17 protein-coding genes are annotated in these 15090 nt (G+C 62.2%); 9 read left to right on the plus strand and 8 right to left on the minus strand.

Annotated elements, in window-relative coordinates:
* Positions 1-60: 60 nt before the first annotated feature.
* Positions 61-1293, plus strand: coding sequence for a cyclopropane-fatty-acyl-phospholipid synthase family protein (locus tag QYC26_RS08765; protein WP_317511852.1), 1233 nt, complete (start codon positions 61-63; stop codon positions 1291-1293).
* Between the two features lie 131 nt (positions 1294-1424).
* Entirely contained in the window at positions 1425-2642 is a 1218-nt protein-coding gene (locus QYC26_RS08770) for an argininosuccinate synthase (RefSeq protein ID WP_317511853.1), read from the plus strand.
* On the opposite strand, the gene QYC26_RS08775 is transcribed toward QYC26_RS08770, so the two are convergent.
* Entirely contained in the window at positions 2599-3831 is a 1233-nt protein-coding gene (locus QYC26_RS08775) for a glycosyltransferase family 87 protein (RefSeq protein ID WP_317511854.1), read from the minus strand. The two genes, QYC26_RS08770 and QYC26_RS08775, sit on opposite strands and share 44 nt — an antisense overlap.
* Positions 3832-4030: 199 nt before the next feature.
* On the opposite strand from QYC26_RS08775, the gene QYC26_RS08780 reads away from it, so the two are divergent.
* Both QYC26_RS08780 and QYC26_RS08785 read left to right on the plus strand, forming a co-directional pair.
* Positions 4031-4453: a GtrA family protein gene (locus QYC26_RS08780; RefSeq protein ID WP_317511855.1), complete on the plus strand. Its 423-nt coding sequence runs from the start codon at positions 4031-4033 to the stop codon at positions 4451-4453.
* 66 nt (positions 4454-4519) lie between these two features.
* Positions 4520-4936: a nuclear transport factor 2 family protein gene (locus QYC26_RS08785; protein ID WP_317511856.1), complete on the plus strand. Its 417-nt coding sequence runs from the start codon at positions 4520-4522 to the stop codon at positions 4934-4936.
* On the opposite strand, the gene QYC26_RS08790 is transcribed toward QYC26_RS08785, so the two are convergent.
* The 3 genes from QYC26_RS08790 to QYC26_RS08800 are packed head-to-tail and all read right to left on the minus strand — an operon-like array spanning position 4937 to position 7276.
* Positions 4937-5338 (minus strand): GtrA family protein, encoded by a 402-nt coding sequence (locus tag QYC26_RS08790; RefSeq protein ID WP_317511857.1) that lies wholly within the window; start codon positions 5336-5338, stop codon positions 4937-4939. It abuts the gene before it with no gap.
* Positions 5335-6564, minus strand: coding sequence for a glycosyltransferase family 87 protein (locus QYC26_RS08795; protein ID WP_317511858.1), 1230 nt, complete (start codon positions 6562-6564; stop codon positions 5335-5337). Before QYC26_RS08795 ends, QYC26_RS08790 begins: the two co-directional genes overlap by 4 nt.
* 13 nt (positions 6565-6577) lie before the next feature.
* The gene (locus QYC26_RS08800) at positions 6578-7276 is read right to left on the minus strand and encodes a class I SAM-dependent methyltransferase (protein WP_317511859.1); all 699 of its coding nucleotides are present in this window, start codon (positions 7274-7276) and stop codon (positions 6578-6580) included.
* A 101-nt stretch (positions 7277-7377) separates the two neighbouring features.
* On the opposite strand from QYC26_RS08800, the gene QYC26_RS08805 reads away from it, so the two are divergent.
* Positions 7378-9174 (plus strand): AcrB/AcrD/AcrF family protein, encoded by a 1797-nt coding sequence (locus QYC26_RS08805; RefSeq protein WP_317511860.1) that lies wholly within the window; start codon positions 7378-7380, stop codon positions 9172-9174.
* A gap of 62 nt (positions 9175-9236) precedes the next feature.
* On the opposite strand, the gene QYC26_RS08810 is transcribed toward QYC26_RS08805, so the two are convergent.
* Both QYC26_RS08810 and folD read right to left on the minus strand, forming a co-directional pair.
* Positions 9237-9857 carry a MarC family protein gene (locus QYC26_RS08810; RefSeq protein ID WP_317511861.1) on the minus strand — a complete coding sequence of 207 codons (621 nt, stop codon included), beginning with the start codon at positions 9855-9857 and terminating at the stop codon, positions 9237-9239.
* Positions 9858-9930: 73 nt separating this feature from the next.
* Entirely contained in the window at positions 9931-10821 is an 891-nt protein-coding gene (gene folD, locus QYC26_RS08815; protein WP_317511862.1) for a bifunctional methylenetetrahydrofolate dehydrogenase/methenyltetrahydrofolate cyclohydrolase FolD, read from the minus strand.
* Positions 10822-11056: 235 nt separating this feature from the next.
* Here folD and rfbC point away from each other — a divergent pair, with 235 nt between their 5' ends.
* The 4 genes from rfbC to rfbA are packed head-to-tail and all read left to right on the plus strand — an operon-like array spanning position 11057 to position 14531.
* The gene (gene rfbC, locus QYC26_RS08820; RefSeq protein ID WP_317511863.1) at positions 11057-11626 is read left to right on the plus strand and encodes a dTDP-4-dehydrorhamnose 3,5-epimerase; all 570 of its coding nucleotides are present in this window, start codon (positions 11057-11059) and stop codon (positions 11624-11626) included.
* Between the two features lie 9 nt (positions 11627-11635).
* Entirely contained in the window at positions 11636-12691 is a 1056-nt protein-coding gene (rfbB, locus tag QYC26_RS08825) for a dTDP-glucose 4,6-dehydratase (RefSeq protein WP_317511864.1), read from the plus strand.
* Positions 12691-13587, plus strand: coding sequence for a dTDP-4-dehydrorhamnose reductase (gene rfbD / locus QYC26_RS08830; RefSeq protein ID WP_317511865.1), 897 nt, complete (start codon positions 12691-12693; stop codon positions 13585-13587). Before rfbB ends, rfbD begins: the two co-directional genes overlap by 1 nt.
* Positions 13584-14531 (plus strand): glucose-1-phosphate thymidylyltransferase RfbA, encoded by a 948-nt coding sequence (gene rfbA, locus QYC26_RS08835; protein WP_317511866.1) that lies wholly within the window; start codon positions 13584-13586, stop codon positions 14529-14531. Before rfbD ends, rfbA begins: the two co-directional genes overlap by 4 nt.
* Here rfbA and QYC26_RS08840 read toward each other — a convergent pair.
* Both QYC26_RS08840 and QYC26_RS08845 read right to left on the minus strand, forming a co-directional pair.
* Positions 14464-14757, minus strand: coding sequence for a DUF167 family protein (locus tag QYC26_RS08840; protein ID WP_317511867.1), 294 nt, complete (start codon positions 14755-14757; stop codon positions 14464-14466). The genes rfbA and QYC26_RS08840 overlap by 68 nt on opposite strands.
* Positions 14758-15048, minus strand: a complete 291-nt coding sequence (locus tag QYC26_RS08845) for a YggT family protein (protein WP_317511868.1) — start codon at positions 15046-15048, stop codon at positions 14758-14760.
* Between the last annotated feature and the right edge of the window lie 42 nt (positions 15049-15090).

Genomic DNA, 15090 nt, shown 5'->3' on the forward strand with positions numbered 1-15090 from the left:
GACGTCAGCCTCCGCTTGCTTACCCCTTGAGGGGGAAATGAAAAAGCGAGCGGAGACGGCATGGCTCTTATCGACACTTTTCTGAATCGCCTGGTGAAGCGCGGCACACTGACGCTCACCGATCATGACGGCAGCGTCCGTAGCTTCGGCACCCCCGATCCCGAATTCCGCGACGTCGCGATCCGCTTCACCACGCGCGGTACCGGCCGCTATATCGCCAGCCACCCGCGGCTGGGCGCCGCCGAAACCTTCATGGACGGACGGATGGTGATCGAGCGCGGCGATATCCTCGACCTCATCACGCTCATTCGCAAGAACAACCCCTGGCACAAGGGGCGCGATCTCGAAATCCCCAACCCCGCGCGCCGCACGCTGAGCGCGGCGGTCAGCCGGCTGTCGCGGCTCAACTGGGAAAGCCGGTCTAAACGCAACGTCGCGCATCATTACGATCTGGGGAATGCGCTCTACGAACTCTTCCTCGACGACGACCTGCAATATAGCTGCGCCTATTTCACCGAGGCGGGCAACAGCCTTGAACAGGCGCAGGAGGACAAGAAGGCGCATATCGCCGCCAAGCTCTATCTGCAGCCGGGGCAACGCGTGCTCGACATCGGCTGCGGCTGGGGCGGGATGGCGCTCTATCTCCACCGCCATTTCGACGTCGATGTGCTCGGCGTGACGCTGTCCGAGGAGCAGCTGGCGCTTGCGCGCAAGCGCGCCGCCGAGGCGGGGGTTTCGGACCGGGTGAAGTTCGAGCTGATCGATTACCGCCATGTTACGGGCAAGTTCGACCGGATCGTCTCGGTCGGCATGTTCGAACATGTCGGCCCGCCGCATTACCGCGAATTCTTCCGCACCTGCCACAATCTGCTGACCGAGGACGGCGTGATGCTGATCCACACCATCGGCCGGTTCGGCGGGCCGGGCACGACGGATGCCTTTACCCGCAAATATATCTTCCCCGGCGGCTATATCCCCGCGCTGTCCGAGGTGCAGGCGGCGAGCGAGCAGAACCGGCTGATGACCACCGATGTCGAGACGTTGCGCGTGCATTATGCGCTGACGATCCGCCACTGGTACCAACGCTGCGAGGCCAATCGCGAGCGGATCGTCGCGTTGTACGACGAACGCTTTTTTCGCATGTGGCAATTCTACCTGGCGGGCGCGATCTCGACCTTCGAATATGGCGGCATGGGCAATTACCAGTTCCAGTACGCCAAGCGGCGCGATGTGCTCCCCCTCACCCGCGACTATATCGGCCAGATCGAGAAACAGGGGCACCGCACGCCGTGAAAGCGGCCAATCCATCGATAGAATCGCGATTCGGAGGGGCTTGAGGGCCCACAGATGTTGCACCGCGGCGCATAAGCGCATAGGCGCGCTCAGAACCCTTTCCGTATCGCCTGTTTCGCGAGGAATTCATCATGAGCGACAAGATCAATCGCGTTGTGCTTGCCTATTCCGGCGGCCTCGACACCAGCGTGATCCTCAAATGGCTTCAGCAGACCTATAACTGCGAAGTCGTCACCTTCACCGCCGATCTCGGCCAGGGTGAGGAACTCGAACCCGCACGCGCCAAGGCCGAGCTGATGGGCGTCAAGCCCGAGCATATCTTCATCGACGACCTGCGCGAGGAATTCGTCAAGGATTACGTCTTCCCGATGATGCGCGCCAACGCCGTCTATGAAGGCTGCTATCTCCTCGGCACCTCGATCGCGCGGCCGCTGATCGCCAAGCGCCAGATCGAGATCGCCAAGATGGTCGGCGCCGATGCCGTCAGCCACGGCGCCACCGGCAAGGGCAACGATCAGGTCCGCTTCGAGCTCGGCTATTACGCGCTCAACCCCGACATCAAGGTGATCGCACCCTGGCGCGAATGGGATCTGACCAGCCGCACCGCGCTCATCGAATTCGCCGAAAAGCACCAGATTCCGGTGCCCAAGGACAAGCGCGGCGAAAGCCCCTTCTCGACCGACGCGAACCTCCTCCACACCTCGTCCGAGGGCAAGGTGCTCGAGGATCCGTGGGAAGAAGTGCCCGAATATGTCTTCTCGCGCACGGTGAGCCCCGAGGACGCCCCCGACAGCCCCGAAATCATCACGATCGATTTCGAGCGCGGCGACGCGGTGGCGATCAACGGCGAGGGCCTGAGCCCGGCCAGCCTGCTCACCAAGCTCAACGATCTCGGCCGCAAGCATGGCATCGGCCGCCTCGACCTGCTCGAAAACCGCTTTGTCGGGATGAAGAGCCGCGGCATGTACGAAACCCCGGGTGGCACGATCCTGCATCTGGCGCACCGCGGCATCGAGCAGATCACGCTCGACCGCGGCGCCGCGCACCTCAAGGACGAGCTGATGCCGCGTTATGCCGAGCTCATCTATAACGGCTTCTGGTTCAGCCCCGAGCGCGAGATGCTGCAGGCGGCGATCGATTACAGCCAGGACAAGGTGACCGGCACCGTACGCCTCAAGCTCTACAAGGGCGCCGCACACCTCATCGGTCGCAAGTCGCCCTATTCGCTCTATTCCGAGAAGGTCGTGACCTTCGAGGACGACCAGGGCGCGTATGACCAGCGCGACGCGGAAGGCTTTATTAAGCTTAACGCACTACGCCTGCGCCTTCTGGGACGACGGGGTAACTAACCGACCGGGTATCGGCCATCGCTACCCTGAACTGAGCGATGGCCAACCCAATCAGCATGACCGGCATAAGCGGGGCGCCGAATATGGCGACCACCATGCCAAATTGTGGGCTCATGAAGCCCAACGTGGCCAGCCTGTAATCTAACCCCGAGACCCCCGGCCGCATCATTACGGCCAAGGCGCCGACCACCACGACCGTCAGATCGTAGTTGAACGAATAGGGCAGTACCAGAAAGGTGCAGGTGGCAACGAGGAAGGCAAGGTCCTTGCGCGATACCTTCCTGATAGCCGCGATGGCCACCATGCCAACCGCACCGAGCGCCACAAGCGCCTGAACAGTGCCGGCAACGGCCCAACTCCCCCCCTTCTGTATGATCGCGGACATGACAGACGGCGACATCAGGCGAAAAAACATGCCATTGGGGTCGATCATCGCGGCCTGAACCCCGCTGGTGCGCAGGAGATATTCGGACCACGGCGCCCATCCATAGACCAGGCCCGTCGCGACGACGAGCACGGCGACCGTCGACGCAGCAGAAAAGATCGCGCGCCAATCCCCACGCAGCGCCAATGCCAGGGGAACGAGAACCGCCAAATGCGGCTTGAGGAACATCAGGCCGAAACAAATGCCCGCGCGCACCGGCTTTTCATCGAGAAGTCGCCACCCGAGCAAAAACAATCCACCGATCAAAAAACCATAATGGCCCGTCCAGATATTGACGATCGCAGCGGGCGTAACGAGCGCGAGCGCTGGCCAACCAGCGCCTTCCGGCCACCACTTCCCGACGGCCCAGACAAAAAAAGCGCCCGTTCCTGCAAGCCAAAGAGCAAGAGACAACCAATAAGGGAACAGTGAGAAAAATGCAGCCAAGGGATAGGATACTGGCGGATAAGAATAATTATGGGAACCGATATTGCCGAACAATGCCTTCTGATAGGAAGCATATGCTTCCAGATCATAGGGTATGTCCAAACGCCCTTCACGAACGAGATTTCCACCCGTCCATACATTTATATAATCTCTCCCCCAGTAAACGACATCACCTATGACACCGTTATCCATCATCAGATAATCTCTTATCATGAAAATAATAACAAAAACGCCACCAAAAACCCATGGCACCCACAGGGGAACTTCTTCCGGCTTTCCATTAAGCATCCTTGCCAAGACGGATGTTAGTGCGTTCATTCAAGCCCCCGGTGCACTTTTCTACGTAAATCAATCAATGCTGCATGTGCTTGATTCACAAGCCCTCATCGACTGGCGTCGCAATGTTGTTATTAGCATAATGTTAACCCGATTATAACAGCATCACCTGATGTCGAATTATCGATCAGCTTCGACCATCGCCGTGACCTCGTACGGATTCAGGCGTCGAATAACGCGATTGATCGATCAGCTACGCTGCGGCTTCCTCGCATATCTTGTGATCAGTGTCGTCGCGCTCGCAGTTGACATGATGTCCTTCATGGCAATTCTCTCAATGACATCGCTGCGCCCAGGTGCCGCGGCATGTGCCGCATGGTTCATCGGTCTGTTCACACATTATTTGATCGCGCAACGAACGCTTTATCGCGCACCACCAGCAATCACAGCATGGTGGGTGCGGCTATGGCATTTTGTTCTCTACGCGGCCCCTTCCCTTGGCGGGATGGCATTGACCGTCATGGTCGTCGAGTTCGGCATCATGGCGGGACTTTCCCCACTAATTGCCAAATCGCTTGCCGCCATCCTCAGCTTCCTGCTCGCATTCGTGCTGAGACAGGTCATGTTCGGTCATTCTGCTTCGATGCGCACGGACGCCGACTAGACACCTTTTCGCTTCCGTCCACAGCGCCCGACCAGTAAGCCGATCCGAAAAGGGGAGGATCGACGCATGAGCGCTGCCGCGAACAAGGCAATCATCAGCAATTTTCTGGAGGTCATCGGCCAGGGCGATGTGGCGGCGATCCGCGATGCCTATGCCGAGGATGGCTATTGCCAGACCATGGGCAGCACGCTGATTTCGGGCAAATTCGGTCGCGAACAGGTCGCGGCGGCGGCAGGGCGGATTTTCGATGCCTTCCCGAACGGCGTTCGCTTCGACGTGGTCAACATGACCGCCGAGGACGACCGCGTCGCCGTCGAGGCGGTGTCGCACGGCGACCATGTTTCAGGCGCGCATTATTCGAACCATTATCACTTCTTCTTCCGCCTGCGAGACGGCAAGATCACCGAACTGCGCGAGTTCATGGATACCGAGATGGTGACCGATATATTGTGCGGCGGGCAGCGGCCGGCGCGCACCGCCTGATCAGTGTGAAAAGGTCCAGTAACGATTGAGCAGGAAGGCGAGCCAGGGGGTCGCCAGCACCATCGGCAGGATCGAGAGCGATACCGACAGGCCGAGATGCGTGACCATCAGCCAGACCCAGAAGCTGTTGAGCAGATAGCAGAGCGCTGAGACGATCACATAACGGCCCTGCGCCTTCAGCCCGCCGCCGCTGTTGTTGGTGTGCCCGAAGGTCCAGCGGCTGTGGAGCAGATAGCCGATGATGCCGACGACCAACGTCGAAATCGTGTTCGCGGCATAGGCGTTGACATGGAGCGGCTGCGCCATCGTCCAGTAAAAGGCCGAATGGAGCGCAGTCATCGCCCCACCGCTGAAAACATAGGCGAAAAGCTGGCCGAAAAGCGTCTTGGGCGAACGGATCATGCGCCCGCCCTATCCGCGTCGCGCGCCATGCGCCAGCCCGCAAGCGCCATCATCGCCGCGATCGCGAGCGGCGACACCCAATAGCCTTCGCGCGCCAGCGGCACCTGCGCCAGCGGGACGAGGAAGGCGAGGCCGAAGACAAGGCGTTCGGGCGACCACCACGCGGTGCCCCAGCGGCGCGCGGCGATGAGCGCGAACAGGCTGAAGGCGACGAGATCGTAGTTGAACGAATAGGGTAGGATCAGCGCGGTCGCCGGCAGGCTGAGAAGGCCAAGATCGCGGAGCGCCACGCCACGCCGCCACGCCCAGACGAGAAGCGCGAGCGCATAGAGTGCCGCCAGCCCCTGCCCCAGCGCGACCGCGGTGCTATTGTCCGTCACCGTCTGGATCATCCGGCTGACGCTGGGCATCATATAGTTGAATTCGCGCCCCGGAACGAATTCGACAAGGCTGGCCTGAAAGGTGAGCGTCGAGCTGAACCAGGTGACCCAGCTTTGCGGCCCGAAGGCCATGGCCGACAAGAGCACCAGCGCGACCACCCCGGCCCCGGCCCAGACGATCGTGCGCCAGTCGCGCCGCATCGCGAGTATGACGGGCACCAGCACGCCCATATGCGGTTTCACGCTCATCACCGCAAAGGCAAGCCCCGCGCGCCATGGCCGGCTTTCGGGTCCTGTACCGGCCAGACGAAAGCCGTACAGCGCAAGCGCGCCAATGAAGAAACCGAAATGCGCGGCCCAGATATTGACCACGGTGCCCGAGAGGAAGAGCACGCTCCAGCCCGGCAGCCCGACATCGCGCAGCCAGGGGCGCGCTGCGTGCCAGAACAGCGCGATCCCGCCCAGCGTCCACAGAATGAGCGCGGGGATATAGCCGAGCAGCCCGAACGGGATCGAGAAAAGCAGCATGTGCGGCGGATAGGAATAGGCATAGATCCCGCGCGCGCCGATCGCGGCTTCGAGCGTCCGCCGATATTCGGGCCGGTCATAGATCGCTTCCTGCCCATGAAGCAGGATTTCGCGGCCGCCATGCCAGATATTGACGAAATCGCGGCCGATGACCGTCGAAGCGTTGAGCCGGATGCCATGTAGATAGGACAACTCGGTCGCGATCAGCGTGTAGCCGAGCCAGATCGCAACCGGCCAGACGACCAACCCATATATCCCGAAAGCACCCGCAAGGCGCCACAGCCCGCGCAGGCCCGCGCGCATCAGAGTATCCATCATGCCATGCGCGCCTTCAGGCGATGTCCTCGAAATAGAAAATGTCGCGCCCGATGCCTTCCAGCCCGTGCACCTTCGGAATCGGCGTCAGATAGCGCAGCAGGCTGTGCGGATAGGGAAAGAAATGGAGGTGCGGATTGAAGGTGAAGCGATATTCGCGTTCCTGCGGCACGACGATGATCAGCCGCTTCTCCGCCACGCGGCGCAGTTCGGCGAGCGCGGTCCGGAATTCGAGGATATGTTCGAGCACATGCGTGCAGACCACCGTGTCGAACGCGCCATCTTCGAACGGCAGCTGTTCGACATGACCCTCGACGAAACGAATCTCGGGATGGCGCTGCTTGGTGCCTTCTTCGATGATGAAATCGGTGCCCGTCAGATCGAGATGCGGCATGCGCTGCTTGAGCCAGTGGACGAGATAGCCCGTGCCGCAGCCGACATCGAGCACGGTCTTGCCGGCAATCGTCCCGGCGATGCGTTCGAGGCACGCTTCCGAATTGTCGGTTTCGTCCTGCACGCGCGGCATGCGTTCGTAGACCGAGCGATATTCCTCGGCGGTCACAAAGGGAATGCGCGCACGGAAACGCTCGATATCGTCGACCAGCGGGCCCCAGTGCCGCCGGAACAGCCAGCGCATCGGCCCGGAATCGCGGATAAAGGGGGGAATGATCTCTTCGAGTATGGTGCGAATGGCGTTAACGGTTTCGCGTTTCATTCCGGGTGAAATCCCTAGCGGGTGCAAGCGGCGGGAGGCGCGCTTGCCCTTTCCGCGCGACGCCTTAAAGCATTTGCGCTCAGGTTCAAGCGGTGAGGAAAATGAGCATATCAGGCGCGGGCGCGGCATGGAAACGACTGCTGCGCGAGGACCAGTGGCGCCTCTGGACGCTGCTGATCTGGCTGGGAATTACGATCTATATGATCGTCAAATTCTGGGGGCGGATCCACTGGTTCGCCCTGGGCGACACCGACGATAATCTGCGCATGATGGAAGTCCGCGCCTGGCTGGACGGGCAAGGCTGGTACGATCTGCGCCAATATCGGCTCAATCCGCCCGAAGGGTTCAACATCCACTGGTCGCGGCTGGTCGACATTCCGATCGCCGGCATCATCCTTGCGGTGAAACCGCTGTTCGGGACGGCGGTGGCCGAACGCGCGGCGATTGCACTCGCCCCACTCCTGCCGCTTGGCGTCGTGCTGCTGGGTCTTGGCGCGGCCGTGCGACGACTGGTTGCGCCGTGGAGCTTTCCGCTGGTGGCGATGCTGCTGGTGCTCGGCGCTGGTTCGGCGGCCGGCATGTTCACGCCGGCGCGGATCGATCATCATAACTGGCAACTGGCGATGCTTGCCGTCATCGTCGCGGGGCTTGCCGACAGCGATCGTCGGCACGGCGGCCTGACCATCGGGATCGGCAGCGCCTTGTCGCTGGTCATCGGACTGGAGATGATGCCCTATCTGGGGCTCGCGGGTGCCGCGGTCGTGCTGCGCTGGATTTGGGACAAGGCCGAAGCCGCACGGCTGCAGACCTATGCCATCGCGCTCGCGGGGGGATCGGCGCTCGGCTATCTCGTCTTCGCATCCTATGACAACCGCATGCCGCGCTGCGACGTGCTGTCGCCGGTATGGATGTCGACCATGGTGCTCGCCGGCGCGCTTTTGTTCGTGCTGGCGCGGATGCGGCTCGAAAGCCGCGGCGCGCGGCTGGGCGCCTCGGTCGTTGCGGCGGGCATTCTGGGCGCCTTTTTCATAGGCGTCTGGCCGCATTGTCTGGGCCGCCCCGAAGGGGTGTCCGACGAACTGCAGAAAAGCTGGCTGGACAATATCCGCGAGGTGCGCCCGGTTTACCGCCAGGAATGGCGGGTGATGGCACAGATGCTGGCACTGCCCGTCATCGGGATGATCGGCACCCTCGTCGCGTTCTGGTTCAACCGCCGCGATCGCGACCGGCTGATGGCCTGGGCCTCGGTGGCACTGCTGTCGAGCTGCGGCTTTGCGATGATGTTCTTCCAGAGCCGCGCCGCGCCTGCGGCACAGTTGCTCGCCATCCCCGGTGGCGTCGCGCTGATCTGGCTGGTCCTTCCCATCGTTCGCGGCAGCCGTTCCTTCCTGATCCGCGTCGTGGGAACGGTGGCGCTGGTGCTTATCGGCTCAGGCAATATCGTCAGCGGCGCGATCGCGCTCATGCCCAAAAAGGCGGAAACCGCCGCGCGCGTGAAGGTCCGCAAGGCGGGCGCCGCGTGCGGGACGATCCCCGCGATGGAACCGCTCGACAAGTTCCCGCGCACGGTGGTGATGACAATGAACGATCTCGGCCCCCGGCTGATCACGCTCACCCATCACGACGCGATTTCGGGCCCCTATCACCGCAATGGCGAGTCGATCCTCGATCTCCACCACGCCTTTGACGGGACGCCCGAGACCGCACGTGCGGTCGCACGCAAGCACGGCGCGACGCTGCTGCTGATCTGCCCGGGCTTTGCCGAGGGCACGGTGTACAGGGCGCGCGCGCCCAAGGGCTTCTATGCGGGGCTCGAGGCCGGGAAGGTGCCCGACTGGCTGGAGCCGCTGCCGCTTCCCGAACATTCGCCCTTCAAGCTGTGGCGGATCAAGGACTGACACGAAAAGGGCGGACCTTCCCGGTGGAAGGCCCGCCCTTTTTCAATGCCCCGTAGCCGGGATCAGCCGAAATTGGCCTTGAGTCCGTCGATCACGAACTGCGCGGCGAGCGCGGCAAGGATGACGCCAAGCAGACGCGTGACCACGGTTTCGACCTTGGGCCCCACTGCGCGCATCAGCGGCCCCGCCGCCAGCAGGCAGAACAGGCTGAGGACCAGAATCACCCCCATCGCGCCGAGCACGACGAGCGTTTCCTCAAGCCCCTTGCTGCGCGCCATCATCAACATGACGCTGGCGATCGAGCCCGGCCCGGCGAGCATCGGGATCGCCATCGGGAAAACCGAGACATCCTCATGCTCGGGGCTGGCCTGCACCTCCTTGGCGCGTTCCTCGCGGCGCTGGGTGCGTTTTTCGAACACCATTTCAAGCGCGATGAGGAACAGCATGATGCCGCCCGCGATGCGGAAGCTGTCGAGGCTGATGCCAAGCGCACCGAGCAGCTTTTCGCCGAACAGCGCGAAGACGAGCAGGATGACCGCCGCGACGACAACCGCACGGATCGCCATCGAACGCCGCGCCTGCGCCGAAGCGCCCGTGGTGAGGCTGGCATAGATCGGCGCGCAGCCCGGCGGGTCGATCACCACGAAAAACGTAACCAGCGCGGAAATGAAAAGCTCAATCATGCCGCCCTATCCCCCAGTGACGTCATAACGAAAAAGACATGCGGGGGCGCGAACGGCGCCCCACGCACAAGAATCAAAGACCGGCCGGCGGCGCAAGACCGACGCGGCGATGCGCCGCGACCAGCGTGTTGCGCAGCAGGACCGCGATCGTCATCGGGCCAACGCCGCCCGGCACCGGGGTGATCGCCGAAGCCGCTTCGGCCGCGCTGGCATAATCGACATCACCGACAAGCCGCGTCTTGCCATCCTCGGCGGCGGGCACACGGTTGATGCCAACATCGATCACCGTGGCGCCGGGCTTGATCCAGTCGCCCTTCACCATTTCCGGGCGGCCTACAGCGGCCACGACGATATCGGCGCGGCGCACGACATCGGGCAGGTCCTTGGTGCGGCTATGCGCCACGGTCACGGTGCAGCTTTCCTGGAGCAGCAGCTGCGCCATCGGCTTGCCGACGATGTTCGAACGACCGATCACCACCGCGTTCAGCCCCGAAAGGCTGCCGAGCTTGTCCTTCAGCAGCATGAGGCAGCCAAGCGGGGTGCAGGGGACGAGCGCTTCCTCGCCCACGGCCAGCTTGCCCGCATTGACGACATGGAAACCGTCGACATCCTTCATCGGATCGATCGTCGCGATCACCGCTTTTTCATCGATCTGCGGGGGCAGTGGCAATTGGACGAGGATACCGTCGACCATGTCGTCGGCGTTGAGTGCCTCGACCACGGCAATCAGGTCGTCCTGGCTGACGCTTGCGGGCAGCTTGTGCTCGAAGCTCTGCATGCCGGCGGCCAGCGTCGCCTTGCCCTTGGAACGGACATAGACCTGGCTTGCCGGGTCTTCGCCGACCAGCACCACCGCCAGCCCGGGCGCGCGGCCCGATGCCTTGTGAAACGCGGGAACAGCCGCCCCCACGCGTTCGCGCAAACCGGCCGCGAAGGCCTTTCCGTCAATAATTTCTGCTGTCATGCGCATGCCCTGTACAGATTCCGGAGCGCCTGCGCCAGTTGCTGCAGCGTATCCGGGTGAGGAAGCGATGCCCCAGCGCAGGACAATCCCCCTCCTCAGAAAGCCCTCGAAATTCTCACTACAGCCCCTAGCGGATTTAGGGAGCGCGCCTGCGCCCATAATAATACCGTATGTTACAGGGGATAATCAGCGGGAAAGCCCCTTTCGTCATCGGCATGCGCCGAGAGGCTCGCTGATGGAAAACACCGTCAGATTGATCACCCCGCAGCGCCATGACGATGATCGCGGATGGTTCACCGAAACCTATTCCGAACCCGTTTTCAGCGCGATGGGGATCGATTGCCGCTTCGTACAGGACAATCATTCGTTGTCTTCGCCGCAATATACGCTGCGCGGGCTACATTTTCAGGCCCCACCCTATGCTCAGGCCAAGCTTGTGCGCTGCCTGCGTGGCACGATCTTCGACGTGGCAATTGATCTGCGGCAATCTTCTCCCTCCTATGGCCAGTGGGCCGGATATGAACTTTCAGCGGGAAATGGCCGCCAGCTTTTCATCCCGATCGGGTTTGCGCACGGGTTCGTGACGCTCGAAGCGGACTGCGAAGTGGCGTATAAATGCTCGGCAACCTATTCGCCCGAGCATGCCCACGGCCTCCACTGGGCCGATCCGGATATCGCCATAGCCTGGCCCATCCCCGACGGCGTCAAGCCGATCCTCAGCGAACGCGACGGCCGCCTGCCCCCGTTGGCCGAACTTGTCAGCCCCTTCACCTACGAACCCACCACGCTGGCAGCGTACAGTTAAGGAGAGAAGATGCGCATCTTCGTCACCGGCGGCGCCGGCTTTATCGGCTCAGCGCTGGTCCGGCACTTGATCGACCACACAAAGCACGAGTTGCTCAATTTCGACAAGCTGACCTATGCCGGATCGCTGTCGACCGTGGAGCGCGTTGCGGCCAACACCCGTTATCGCTTCGTGCAGGGCGACATTTGCGATGCCCCGGCCGTCGCCCATGCGCTCCGTCGATTCCAGCCGCAGATCGTGGTGCATCTGGCCGCCGAAAGTCATGTCGATCGTTCGATCGATGCGCCGGAGGCATTCATCCAGACCAATATCGTCGGCACCTATACGATGCTTTCGGAAGTCCAGAGTTACTGGCGCACGCTCGGTGCCGACGCGCGCGGCGCCTTCCGCTTTCATCACGTCTCGACCGACGAGGTTTTCGGATCGCTCGGCGAGGACGGCCTGTTTACCGAAACAAGCGCCTATGATCCGCGCTCACCCTATTCGGCGTCGAAAGCCGGTTCGGATCATCTCGTCAGCGCCTGGGGCCACACCCATGGCATGCCCGTGCTGATGACGCATTGTTCGAACAATTACGGCCCCTATCACCTTCCTGAAAAGCTCATCCCGCTGATGATCATCAAGGCGGTTTCGGGCGAGCCGATGCCGATTTACGGGCATGGCGGGCATGTACGCGACTGGCTGCATGTCGAGGATCATGTCCGCGCGCTTCAGGCGGTTTTCGAGCGCGGCATCCCCGGCCGAAGCTATAATATCGGCGGGAACAGCGAACAGCAGAATATCGAGGTCGTCCGCGCGGTTTGCGCGTTGCTCGACGAGATTCGGCCGAGGGTGGACGGCAAAAGCCATTCCGAGCAGATCACCCATGTCGACGATCGCCCCGGGCATGATGCGCGCTACGCGATCGATGCGTCGCGGATCAGGGAAGAACTGGGCTGGGTGCCGCAGGAAAGCTTTACGTCCGGCCTCAGAAAGACGGTTGAGTGGTATCTGCAGAACAGGGACTGGTGGGAACCGATCCTGGCCAGCCGGCAGATCGGCCACCGCCAGGGGCTGGCGGCCTGATGCAGGCCACGCGCGCCGTTCTGGTCACCGGCGCCGATGGGCAGCTTGGAACCGCATTGCAGCGGCTGACCTGGCCCGGTGGCTGGGAGATCGTCGCGACCAATCGCGCGGTGCTTGATTTGTGCGATACGCGGCAGATCACCGAGATCGTGGCATCGCGCGACTGGGCGGCGATCATCAATTGCGCGGCCTATACCCAGGTCGACAAGGCCGAGGATGACCGCGCAACCGCCTGGGCGGTAAACGCGCTTGCCCCGGCGGCTTTTGCGCAGGCCTGCGCCGCGACGGGAGCGCCGCTGATCCAGCTGTCGACCGATTATGTTTTTTCAGGCGACGGCGAAGGCCCCTGGGCCGAGGACGCACCGACCGCGCCGCTCAACGCTTACGGCGCCTCGAAACGCGACGCCGAACTGGCGATCCAAAGCTCGGGCGCGCGCCATGCGATCATCCGCACCAGCTGGCTGGTGAGCGGCCATGGCAAAAACTTTGTCACGACCATGCTGCGGCTCGGCCAGACCCAAGAGTCGGTCAGCGTCGTCGACGATCAGCACGGCACCCCCACCAGCGCAGCGGACTTGGCTCAGGCGCTCCAGACGGTCACCTTACGGCTTGCGAACGATCCGCATGCCCCCACGGGCATATTCCATTTCAGCAATGCGGGCGCCGTAAGCTGGGCAGGCTTTGCCGAAGAAATATTTCGGCAATCGGCCGCGCGCGGCGGCCCCTCGGCGCGCGTCGTTCCGATCGGCTCAAGCGCCTTTCCGGCGCTGGCGCACAGGCCCGCCAATTCACGGCTGAGCCACAGCGCCATTGGTGCCGCCTATGCCATCACGCCGCGCGACTGGCAGGCCGCGCTCGGCGATATCCTCGACGAAATAATCGGAAAAACCCCATGAAAGGCATCATCCTTGCCGGAGGCGCGGGCACTCGCCTCCAACCGGCGACGCTCCCCGTCAACAAGCAGCTTCTGCCGATATATGACAAGCCGATGATCTATTACCCGATGTCGGTGCTGATGCTCGCAGGCATCCGGGAGATGCTGATCATCTCGAGCGCCGAATATATCGACAATTACCGCCGCCTGTTCGGCAACGGCGCAGAACTTGGCCTCTCCATCCAATATGCCGTCCAGCCGCGCCCCGAGGGGATTGCCCAGGCCTTTCTGATCGGCGCCGACTTCATCGGCGACGACAGTGTCGCGCTGATCCTGGGCGACAATATCTTCTTCGGCGCGGGGCTGATCGAGCTGCTGAAAAGCGCCGCAGAGCGCAGCACCGGCGCAACGATCTTCTCGTACCGGGTGGATGATCCCGAGCGCTATGGCATCGTCGACATAGACGAGATGGGGTTTGCCCGGAAAATCGAAGAAAAACCACGAAAGCCGGTGTCGAACCATGCGGTGACGGGGCTTTATTTCTACGACAACCGCGTTGTCCATTTTGCGAAAAAATTGCGCCCATCGGATCGCGGCGAGCTGGAAATAACCGACATCAACAAGATCTACATGAAACTGGGCGATCTCTTCGTCGAACAGATGGGCCGGGGTTATGCCTGGCTTGACACCGGAACCCATGACAGCCTGCTGGACGCGAGCGAATTCGTGCGGACCATCCAGCGCCGACAGGGCATTCAGGTCGCGTGCCTCGAAGAAATCGCACTCGATCAAGGGTTCATAACGCCCGATCAGGCGCGCGCGCGCGCCGCGCTGTTCCAGAAAACGGCTTATGGCCAGGCGATCCTCGACGCCCTTGCCAGCCGCCCCCTGGCGGCAACTACCCGATCAGTTGCCGGAGCGCCTGCGCCAGTTGCTCCGGATCCCCTTTCAGCCGGACGCGTTTGAGGCGGGCGGTTTCGCCGCTGATCAGTTCAACCTCGCTGCGCGACAGCTTGAGCGATTTGGCGAGGAAGCGGATAAGCGCGGCGTTCGCCTCGCCATCGACGGGCGGCGCGCGCAGCTTTACCGGAAGCCAGTCTTCCTGCGGCGGCAGGACGGCATCGCGCGAGGACCGGGGGGTAACCCGGATCGCGACGGTCAGCCCGTCCTTATCCGCGCGCCAGGCCGCCAATCAGCCCAGCGAATACATGACGTTGGGCAGGACGATGTTCATCAGGATATAGAGGATCAGCAGCACGACGAGCGGCGACAGATCGAGCGCGCCGAGATCGGGCATGATCCGGCGAATGGGGCGATAGATCGGCGCGGTGATGCGATCGAGCGCATAGAGCACCGAGCGGACGAGATCGCTCGACGTGTTCACGACGTTGAACGCGACCAGCCAGGAGAAGATCGCCTGGATGATGATCACCCACCACAGAACGGTAAGCAGGAAATAAACGATCTGCAGCAGCATCAGCATGGACGTATCCCGTTGTAACGATCTTCTAACCCGATAGCCGAT

This window comes from Sphingomonas sp. C3-2, assembly GCF_033025475.1.
GTDB lineage: Bacteria > Pseudomonadota > Alphaproteobacteria > Sphingomonadales > Sphingomonadaceae > Sphingobium_A.

Excerpts from the sequence above, each read along its gene's own strand:
- QYC26_RS08765 (WP_317511852.1), top strand. The coding sequence starts at position 61 with ATGGCTCTTATCGACACTTTTCTGAATCGCCTGGTGAAGCGCGGCACA.
- QYC26_RS08770 (WP_317511853.1), top strand. The coding sequence starts at position 1,425 with ATGAGCGACAAGATCAATCGCGTTGTGCTTGCCTATTCCGGCGGCCTC.
- QYC26_RS08775 (WP_317511854.1), bottom strand. The coding sequence starts at position 3,831 with ATGAACGCACTAACATCCGTCTTGGCAAGGATGCTTAATGGAAAGCCG.
- QYC26_RS08785 (WP_317511856.1), top strand. The coding sequence starts at position 4,520 with ATGAGCGCTGCCGCGAACAAGGCAATCATCAGCAATTTTCTGGAGGTC.
- QYC26_RS08790 (WP_317511857.1), bottom strand. The coding sequence starts at position 5,338 with ATGATCCGTTCGCCCAAGACGCTTTTCGGCCAGCTTTTCGCCTATGTT.
- QYC26_RS08795 (WP_317511858.1), bottom strand. The coding sequence starts at position 6,564 with ATGATGGATACTCTGATGCGCGCGGGCCTGCGCGGGCTGTGGCGCCTT.
- QYC26_RS08800 (WP_317511859.1), bottom strand. The coding sequence starts at position 7,276 with ATGAAACGCGAAACCGTTAACGCCATTCGCACCATACTCGAAGAGATC.
- QYC26_RS08805 (WP_317511860.1), top strand. The coding sequence starts at position 7,378 with ATGAGCATATCAGGCGCGGGCGCGGCATGGAAACGACTGCTGCGCGAG.
- QYC26_RS08810 (WP_317511861.1), bottom strand. The coding sequence starts at position 9,857 with ATGATTGAGCTTTTCATTTCCGCGCTGGTTACGTTTTTCGTGGTGATC.
- folD (WP_317511862.1), bottom strand. The coding sequence starts at position 10,821 with ATGACAGCAGAAATTATTGACGGAAAGGCCTTCGCGGCCGGTTTGCGC.
- rfbC (WP_317511863.1), top strand. The coding sequence starts at position 11,057 with ATGGAAAACACCGTCAGATTGATCACCCCGCAGCGCCATGACGATGAT.
- rfbB (WP_317511864.1), top strand. The coding sequence starts at position 11,636 with ATGCGCATCTTCGTCACCGGCGGCGCCGGCTTTATCGGCTCAGCGCTG.
- rfbD (WP_317511865.1), top strand. The coding sequence starts at position 12,691 with ATGCAGGCCACGCGCGCCGTTCTGGTCACCGGCGCCGATGGGCAGCTT.
- rfbA (WP_317511866.1), top strand. The coding sequence starts at position 13,584 with ATGAAAGGCATCATCCTTGCCGGAGGCGCGGGCACTCGCCTCCAACCG.
- QYC26_RS08845 (WP_317511868.1), bottom strand. The coding sequence starts at position 15,048 with ATGCTGATGCTGCTGCAGATCGTTTATTTCCTGCTTACCGTTCTGTGG.